This is a genomic window from Campylobacter concisus (assembly GCF_902460625.1).
GTDB lineage: Bacteria > Campylobacterota > Campylobacteria > Campylobacterales > Campylobacteraceae > Campylobacter_A > Campylobacter_A concisus_AD.
On record NZ_CABPUT010000003.1, the window covers coordinates 212,764 to 222,170 of the forward strand.

A 9,407-nucleotide genomic window follows, 5' to 3' on the forward strand; every position below is an offset into this window, starting at 1 on the left:
AATACTATAATGATATTATATTGATATTATAATTATATTAATATAATATCATTTAAAAAAGCTCATGAGCTTAAGCTTGAGATTGTAAACTAAAATCTTTAACGCTATGCGAGTATTGTTTTATTGTAAAACAAGTATTTAACAGTTGTATCTACATCTATTGTAACGGCTCTAGCATAATTTATATATCTAAATCGTTCCATTTTCTAAAATATTTTATATAAAAATTCTTTTTTCTCATTATATTTTAATATTTAATTAAGATTAACTCTTTTATAATGCCACTAAATTATTTTTTTAAATATAACTATTAAATCATTCCAAGGAAGGACAGATGAGAGCTATCTTATCTTTATGCATGGTGTGTGCATTTCTATTTGCTAGTGAAATTAGCCAAAAAAATGAGCTAAACAACGAGGAGATTAGAGCTAACATAGCAAGCTCATTTAATGAAAGCTCCAACATAAATTTGCTTAACGAAAAATCCACTTCAGAAGGTAAGCTAAATTTAAACGAAACTCCATGCTTTAAAATAGATAGTATCTTGCTGCTACATGATAATGAGATAACTAGTTTTAATGCTAATAGCATTGCCGATGAGGCTATAATAAGAAAGGCTTATAAAGATAACTATTCTAAATTTAATTCTATCTTACAGAATACTTTAAGTAAATTTGAGTTTAGATCGGGTAGCTGCATTGGTAAAAATTCAATCAATATAATCATCAATTCATTTAATAATGAAATCATAAAAGAGGGCTTTATAACTTCAAGTGCGAGCCTGGCCACAAAGAGCCTAAAAGATGCCAAGTTAGAGTTTGTCATAAATCTTGGCCTAATAGATGATATAAGCATAAATGAAAGTGACACCCAAAGAAATAGAGCTAGTCTGTTTACCGCATTTGGCGAGTACTCTCATAAAAACAAAGTGGCAAATATAAGAGATATTGAGCAAGCTCTTGAGTCACTGCAAAACGTCTCAAAAGATGATGTTAGCATTAAATTTTTACCTTCAAATAGAACTGGCTTTTCAAACATAGTAATAACTAGAGTTGATAGCTTCCCTCTAAAATCTGCCATAAGCATTGACAATCTCGGCTCAAAACAAAGCGGTAAATATCAAGCAATGGTAAATTTAAGCACTCTAAATTTACTTGGATTTAACGAAATTTTTAGCTTTTCACGAGGCAAGGATGTACTTAAAAAATATAAAGTTACAAATAAATTTAATGGTGTAAGTGATCACGGTGCTTCAAATAACTATTATTATGGCTTTAGCATTCCATTTGGCTATTTTATGCTTGACTATGAAAAGAGCAAGTATGACTATGCCCAGATTATAAATGCAGCCTACAATCTTTACACATATAAAGGCAGAAGTGAGAGCGACTCACTAAGCCTTGCTTATACGTTTTATAGGGATTCAAATTTTAAAAATAGTGCTTATGTAAAGCTATTTAAGAGAAAAAATAAAAACTATCTCGAAGACTATGAGCTAGATAACCAAGCTAGAAGAAACGCTGGATATGAGATAGGTGTAAAATCAAGCTGGAATTCATATAACCAAGCTTTTAGTGCTAGACTAGCTTATAAAAAGGGCACCGGGATATTTAACTCGCAGCCAGATCCTTTAGAAGATAGTGGCGAAGCTACATCAAGATTCGCTCTAATAAATTTAAACCTAAACTACAAATATAAATTTGAAATCCCACTAAGCTACGATCTAAACATCAACGCAAGATATGGCCTAAACAAACTAAGCTTGCAAGATAAATTTAGCATCGGTGGATATTACAGTGTTAGAGGGTTTGACGGGGAGAGCTCACTTGTTGGAAACCATGGAGTGATCATGAGAAATACCCTCTCATATAGCTACTATAAAAATAACTCTATCTATGCTGGAGTTGATGCTGGTATGGTAAGAGCGACAAGTAGTGGCATAAAGGATGAAGATACCCTTGCAGGATATGCCCTTGGCCTAAAAGGGCATGTAAAAGCATATAACCGTCTAAACTACGACATCTCTATCTCTAAGCCTCTTTATAAACCAAAGAGTTTTGAAACAAAATCAACAAACATCAACTTTATTCTAAGCTACGAATTTTAAGGATAAAATATGTTAAAGAACAATCAAATTTCAAATGTACAAAAGCCTAGCCTTTTAACAATGGGCTTAAATTTCTACATAAGCCTTTCTTTACTTCTTGGTACTATGCCAGCTCTAGCAAATGAGCCAAGTATCATAGCTGACCCAGGTGCTAGCAACCGCCCAGATATACTAAAAGCTCCTAATGAGACGCTAATTATAAACATCACAAACCCTGATAGCACGGGTGTCTCTATGAACGAATATAGCAGGTTTAACACCCCAACTACTGGCACTATCCTTAATAACTCTAATAAAAATATAGACACTAAGATAGCTGGCCAGATAGAAGCAAACTATAGGCTAAATAAAGAGGCGAGCCTTATTATAAATAAGGTAAATTCAGCTGAGAAATCATCTCTAAAAGGAAATTTAGAGGTAGCCGGAAGTAGAGCTGACGTGGTCATAGCAAACCCAAATGGCATAAGTGTAGATGGTCTAAACATGATCAACTCTCGCTCGCTTACACTAACAACAGGCAATATCAATAAACTAAGTCCTAAAGAGATAGAGCTAATATCTGATAAATCAATCGACATCGTAGGGGACGGCCTAAACGATAAGAGCAGCGACTATACTAATGTAATCTCAAACGCTGTTAATATAAACTCAAATATCCACGCAAATGAGCTAAATATCATTGGTGAAAAAGAGGTAGCTTCAAGTAGCGGCAAACTATATAACGACGTAAAAGCTAAAAATCAAGAAAACAGCTTTAGTCTAGATAGTAGCGCACTTGGCGGTATGTATGCTAATAAGATAAAGCTAGTTGGCACAAGTAACGGCGTAGGCGTAAACAATAACGGCCTAGTAATAGCAAATAACAACATAGAGATAAGCCTTGATGGAGATATAGTAAACACCAGTGCTATCGCTTCTAATAAAGAGGCTAGGATCGAGGCAAAGACTATAACAAACAAAGATGAAGCGCTAATAGCAGCCAAAGAGAACCTTAATATAAAAGCAGACACTCTAGTAAATACCTCAAGTCAAATTTATGCTAAAGATATAAACGTAGAAGCTAAAAGGCTAGTAAATAACTCAAGCTCGCAAGCTAGGATAGATACAGTACGTAGTCAAGGCACTATGTACCTTAATAAAGAGGGAGTAAACAGATATAAGCTTGGTGTAAATTTAAAAGAGCTAAAAGAGAAAATAAGCGCTAAACTAGCCAAGAAGCTGGGCAAAGATATAAGTGAGCTAGATGAAAAAGAGGTAAATGAGTTAGTATTAAAAGAGGCTGCAAATAAAGATGGTGCTCTTTATGCGCTAAATTTACACAAAGACTCACACCTAGTAGGCACTAGCCAAAAGATATTTCATAACCTCAGACTAGACTATGATACAAATGAAGTAGTAGTAGATACTAGAAGGGCTGAAAAAAACGAGCAAAAAAGAACTATCACATATAGCATAGTTAAAGATGTTCTAAATGAAGAAGATAAGGCAAATTTTATCCCAGGTAGCATAATAGCCAACAGCGATATAAATTTAAACGTAAATGATATATTAAACGATAAGAGTGTTATCTATGCTGGAGGAGATCTCAGGCTAAATAGTGATAGTGTAGAAAACATAGCCCTAATGCTGAATAACCACGTAAATAGCTATAGCGTTTATAAGTGGAAAGAGAAAAAGAAGTGGTATAGAGGAAGAGGTTGGAAAACCAAAGGCGGAACGGGAAAAGTTTTCAGTTTCTCATACACAGATGTTGGCTTGCCAGCAGTTTTTGCAGCGGGCAATAACATAGTAGGAAGCACGCAGGACTTTTCAAGTTACGTACTAAATGACGATATAAAGTTAGCAAATGTTGATCTAGATAAATTCTCTGAGCCAATATTTAATAGCCCAATCATTAAAAACCTAAATAGAAGGGTAAAAAATCAAGGGTATTACTACAGCCTTGATAGCATAAACTCTGCTTATATAGCAAATATCCTTGACGCTTTATATGAAGCAAGAAACGAGAGCATAAGTAAATTTAAAAATGAAGCAAAAGATAAAAACGTAAAAGCTTCAGCTCTAGTAATGGCTAATAACATAGACCTAGACGCCAAAGGCAACATAAGCCTAACTGGTAGCGTAGTGGCTGATAGTCTAAATTTAAATGCTGATAAAAAGATAAAGCTAAAAGGCGCAGAGCTATCAACTAGTGGCGATGCTAACATCGCGGCTAATGATATAGAGATAGATAGTTCTGACCTAAACTCTAAAAATTTAAACATAAATGCAAAGAGTAATATCAACTTAGATCAAAGCAAGTCTCAGTTTAGCAAAATCTCTAACCTAGAAGCCACAAATGATATAAATTTACAAGCCGGCAATGATATAAAGGTCTCTGGCTCAAATTTAGATGCGAGTGGTGATATAAATTTAAACTCAGGCAACGATATAGAGATAAAAGCAGACGAGTTTAGCTACACACACCATGTAAGCTCTAAAGGGATGAAATTTGATGAGAGCGTAAAAAGAGTAAGCGCTGCAAATTTAGATGCTAAGGATATAAATTTAAATGCTAAAAATGCTCTTTTAGTCTCATCGTCTCATCTAAACGCACTAAAAGATATAAATTTAAATGCTAGCGACATCATACTAGCAGCGCAGTCAAACACTAGCGAAGCAACAGCTATAAATAGCTCTAAATCGCTCCTTTCTAAAAAGCAAACCATGGATAGCGCCGTAAGCTCAGAGGTAGTAAGTACTAGCCTAAAATCGGGCAATAATATAAATTTAAACTCAGCCAATGATATCTATCTAGTATCATCTAAGCTAAAATCAGACAAAGATATAAATTTAAACTCAAACAACAATACCCTCTTTGAAAATGGCTACAACGTAGAGGCTAGCTCACACTCTTCTAAAAAGAGCAAAATATCTTTAAACCCAAATGCCTTTTATAAGAGCAGCTTTGATCTTGTAGCAAATGGTAATAAAAAGGCAGTTTATAATACTATAGACTCTGGCAATGATATAAATTTAAATGCCAAAAGTGCTCTTAGCCTAAAAGGCACAAACCTAAATTCTGGTAGTGATACAAATTTAAACGCAGAGTTTATAACTATATCAAACACAAATGATGAAAGCTACCATAAAGAAGAGCACAAGAGTAGTAGAGTAGGTATATTAAAGCCTAATGAAGTGCTAAAAGATGTCGTTGTTGATCTAAAAAGAAAGCTAAACCCCCTAAAAGAAGCAAAAGATAAATTTAGCTCACTTAGTACGCCTACATTTGTAATAGGAAAAACATCTACTAAATTTGAAAGCAATAGCTTGGAAGCTAAGAGCTCTAATATAAAAGCTGGCAATAATATAAATATTAATGCCAATAAAGATATAAATATAGTTGCTTCAAATGTAGGCGCTAAAGAGAACTTAAATTTAAAGACTAACGAAGCGATAGAAATTTCATCGACAAATAGCATATCTAATGCCAAGTCAGAATCAACCGCAAGAAAAATCCTAGGCAAGCAAAGCGCATCAGCTAGCTCTAAAAATGAAGAGGTTGTTAGCTCAAATTTAAACGCCAAAAACATAAACATATCCTCAAACCAAGATACTACGCTTATAGGCTCAAATATCAGCGCAGATGAGAGCTTAGATATAAAAGCTGGTAATATAAATTTACTACCAGCATCATATAGCCTAGAGAGCTCATCTAAATTTAAAGACTCAGGCTTTGGCGATCTAATGAAATCAAATGGCGAAGAGAGTAGCTCAAACTATAACCTTGCTACAAGCACACTATCGGCAAAAGATATAAGCCTAAGCTCAAATACCATAAATGCCCTAGCTTCTATCATAGAGGCTACTAGTGTAGATGTAAATACAAAGCTTTTAAATTTAGTCTCAGCAAAGAGCACATCTGTAAATACAAGTCTAAGCAATAACGCAGGAGTTTTAACAGCTACTGTAAAAAATAAGGGCAAGATAGAAGAGGTAGAGATCCCAGCTATCATCAAGGTAAAAGATAAATTTACACTAAATGGCAAGGATATAACTAATAAACTAGATGCCACAACCTTTAAAGCGATAAATGACTCTTTAAACTCAGAGGAATTTAAAGAGGGAGTCATAAGAGAGCTAAGATCAAGCTCAAATACCCCAATAGATGAAGAGACGATAAATCAAGTAAAAGCGGTTCTAAATTCTAAAGAGTGGGAAGATAAGACAACTACTCTTAGTGGAATGGGAGCTCTAATAATAACAGCCATAGTTACATTTCTAACGGCAGGAGCTGGAACAGGAGCTGCTGTAGCTGGAGCATTTGGAGCTGCTGCTAGCTCAACCGCAGGCGCAGCCATATCAGCGATGACAACAGCTGTCATAGCAAACTCAACAGTCCAGCTAACAAACAACCTCTTATCTCATGGCAAGGTTAAATTTGATACATCATCCCTAGCTAAATCAGCCATTAGTGCAGGGGTAGGCTCATATGTTAGTAACTATATATCAAGCATAGATACTCTAAGTAATACCAACATCATAAACACGCCAACTTATACTTTTTCTTATGCAGACTTACTAAGCTCTACGTCAAACGCAGCAATAAACTCTGCCATCTATAAAACAAACTTTAAAGATGCGCTACTATCAAATTTAATCTCTAAAGCAACAGATAATGCTTATAGAGCAGTAGGAAGCTACTCAAGCAATGAAGCAAATATAAACTCTAACCAATTATTTAAAGAATCAGGTCTAGGCAAGATAGCTCTTCACTCAGCCGTAGGAGCACTATCAGCAAAGCTATCTCATGAAAACGTTGCAGCTGGTGCATTAAGCGGGGCTGTAAATGAAGCAATCTCTTCTGCACTACATAAAGATACATCAAATATGAGCACTAAAGAGATAGAAGCCTATAACAACAAACGCCTACTAGCATCTCAGTTAATAGGCATAATAGCTGGAGGTATAGCTAATGGAGATAAAGGAGCAAACACAGGCTATAAAATAACCACAAGCGCAGATACTTATAATAGGCAGCTTCATCAAAGAGAGATAGACTTTATAAACAATAAAAACAATATAGCAAGCTTTAAATCAAAGCTTCAAACTACAACAAATAAAATTTATAGCGACGATGAAGCAAAATCTATCCTAGCAAAAGCAGCGGTATCTTTAACGGATAAATCATTTAATGAAACATATAGACAAAGCCTAAGCTCAAATGATCTTTACAATATAGAACTAGCAACGAATTTCATAAAGCAAAGTAGCTTTTATAATACAAGCCTAGATAACACAAATGCCTTTAATCCAGATAAGAAGCAATATGAGGATAGGTATGTCTATCTAGATAGTTTTACTAACAATAGAGAATTTTATGATAAAAATTTAAAGGTGGATACTCATTATTTAGATAATACACTAAGCTTTTTAGGCGGCGTTGGCACAGGTGCTAAAAATTTGTTAGTAGATACTGCAACAGGACTATACCGCTTAGCAACAGATCCAGTAGAGACAGCTAAAGGCATAGCAAATACTCTCTCAAATGCAGATACGCACATTTATAACGGCTTTATGAAAAGCGAACTAGATACGGTATTGGGTGATTATGAGAGTGTAACTGCAAGGGACCTTGAATTTATAGCTGGGCTTACTGCTCCTGGTGCTATTACAAACAAAGCCGGGAAAGCAGCTTGGGATAAGGTTGGTAAAAAGTCTAGTGAGGTAACTAGTGATGTTACTAAAATAGATAAACCAACTTCTAACACAAATATAAAACACAATGGAAATAGTGGTAATGATGGGGTTGGGAAAAATGACACACAAAAATTAAACAATAATGATAATACAATGATTGCAACCTCAAAAGGAGTCGTTGTATCATCTAACACATTGGCTAAACAAGGAAGTTCAAATTTGGTTGGAGATTTTACAAAACTAGAGGGAGCAACAGTGGATGAAATTATTTCAAGAGTTCCAAAAGATTGGAAAATATTGGCACAAAAAAATGGAAATGGTATAAGATTTATTGACGAGGCTGGTATTGAAAGAATTAGAATTCACGGACCTGATCCAAAAGCCCCAATTGGAACAAATTCAAATTCTGGTTGGATATTAAGAATACAAGATAAAAATAAAAATTACTTAGATAATTTTGGAAATATTGGTGGCTATAAGGCTAATGAAACGCACATACCAATTTATGGAAATCCTATTTTGGAGAAATAAAATGCTAGTAGAAAAGGGATATTTTTTATTAAATTTATGCAGAATAGCTTCTTTATGGCATCAAGATAAGTATTTGGTTAATCCATCTACAGATAAATATGAAACAGTAGAAGACTTGGTGCAAGATATATATAACGCTTGCGAATATGCGTTATATCCTAGAAATAAAATATATTTTTCAAAGCGAGAGTTAGAAATCATAAGCCACTTCAAATCATTTATGGATAAAAATTTTGGCATAGATTTTTGGAATGAAATAGAAAAAATAGATAATAAAACTTTAGTTTATTCAAACAAAACTTGGATAAAAGCAAGAGAATTTGCCGGTGCAATCATAAAAAGATTTGGTTTTAGTATAGAAAATTTTAATTATGAAAACTTTTAACCACTTTTGCAAGAAATTTTTGAAGATGATCTAAATTTTAGAGAAAAAGATAAGAGATATTGTTTTGCGTTCAGAAATTATGTAGTTGAGTTTGCTGGTTTTATCGATTTTAAAATTTATAAAAGCGAATTTAGAAAAATCTTTAACGACTATCAAGATCCAAGTATCAAAGCTACCGGAGTAGATACACAAGTAGATGGTTACGTGGTTTGTCCGCATTGCTACAACGCAGAGCAGGTAAGTGCAGAACTAGGTGTCATAAAGTGCAAAAAATGTCAGCAAGAATATAACAACCCACTTGCTAAAATTTGTCCAAGTGGGATAGAAGTGTTAGATGAATAGCTAGTAATAATTGTTATAGTTGCATACTTCAGCAGAAAACCTGAAATTTGGGGTAAAACAACTTGTAGTATGGATACTTGGAATTTGCAGGGCATGAAGCATTTGAAAGATATTTTAAATTCTAATATTGAATTTAAGAAAGTTACAAATAGTAAAGGTATAACATTTTTGGAAAAAAGATAACAAGATGGTCGTGGCATTAGATTAGAATTAAATGGAAAATTTAAAGGTTTTATAGATTGATAGAAATATTAGAATTATTATTAGATAAAGTAAAATTAGAAAAATGCTTAAATTTAACAAAAGTATTGATAGAAAATTCTGAGGAAATATTAAATGTAAATTCCACTATTTATCCTAATT

At 33.9% G+C, this 9,407-nt stretch carries 5 protein-coding genes; all 5 read left to right on the forward strand.

From position 1 onward, the window contains the following. The first annotated feature begins 334 nt into the window (after nucleotides 1-334). From F3G69_RS03160 to F3G69_RS09685, 5 genes are read left to right on the forward strand one after another with little or no spacing between them, the layout of a single operon-like run. The gene (locus tag F3G69_RS03160; RefSeq protein ID WP_149714381.1) at nucleotides 335-2,107 is read left to right on the forward strand and encodes a ShlB/FhaC/HecB family hemolysin secretion/activation protein; all 1,773 of its coding nucleotides are present in this window, start codon (nucleotides 335-337) and stop codon (nucleotides 2,105-2,107) included. A gap of 9 nt (nucleotides 2,108-2,116) precedes the next feature. Then, a complete protein-coding gene (locus F3G69_RS03165) occupies nucleotides 2,117-8,317 on the forward strand; it encodes a two-partner secretion domain-containing protein (RefSeq protein WP_188115328.1) in 6,201 nt (2,066 codons plus the stop codon). A 1-nt stretch (nucleotide 8,318) separates the two neighbouring features. Further along, nucleotides 8,319-8,702, forward strand: a complete 384-nt coding sequence (locus F3G69_RS03180) for a hypothetical protein (RefSeq protein ID WP_141089799.1) — start codon at nucleotides 8,319-8,321, stop codon at nucleotides 8,700-8,702. 6 nt (nucleotides 8,703-8,708) lie between these two features. Further along, the gene (locus F3G69_RS09270) at nucleotides 8,709-9,044 is read left to right on the forward strand and encodes a hypothetical protein (protein WP_180997320.1); all 336 of its coding nucleotides are present in this window, start codon (nucleotides 8,709-8,711) and stop codon (nucleotides 9,042-9,044) included. A gap of 15 nt (nucleotides 9,045-9,059) precedes the next feature. Beyond that, complete coding sequence (locus F3G69_RS09685) at nucleotides 9,060-9,227, forward strand: tRNase toxin domain-containing protein (RefSeq protein ID WP_508610234.1); 168 nt, start codon at nucleotides 9,060-9,062, stop codon at nucleotides 9,225-9,227. Nucleotides 9,228-9,407: the final 180 nt, after the last annotated feature.

Coding starts and splice junctions, on each gene's coding strand:
- F3G69_RS03165 (WP_188115328.1), top strand. CDS start 2,117: ATGTTAAAGAACAATCAAATTTCAAATGTACAAAAGCCTAGCCTTTTA.
- F3G69_RS03180 (WP_141089799.1), top strand. CDS start 8,319: ATGCTAGTAGAAAAGGGATATTTTTTATTAAATTTATGCAGAATAGCT.
- F3G69_RS03160 (WP_149714381.1), top strand. CDS start 335: ATGAGAGCTATCTTATCTTTATGCATGGTGTGTGCATTTCTATTTGCT.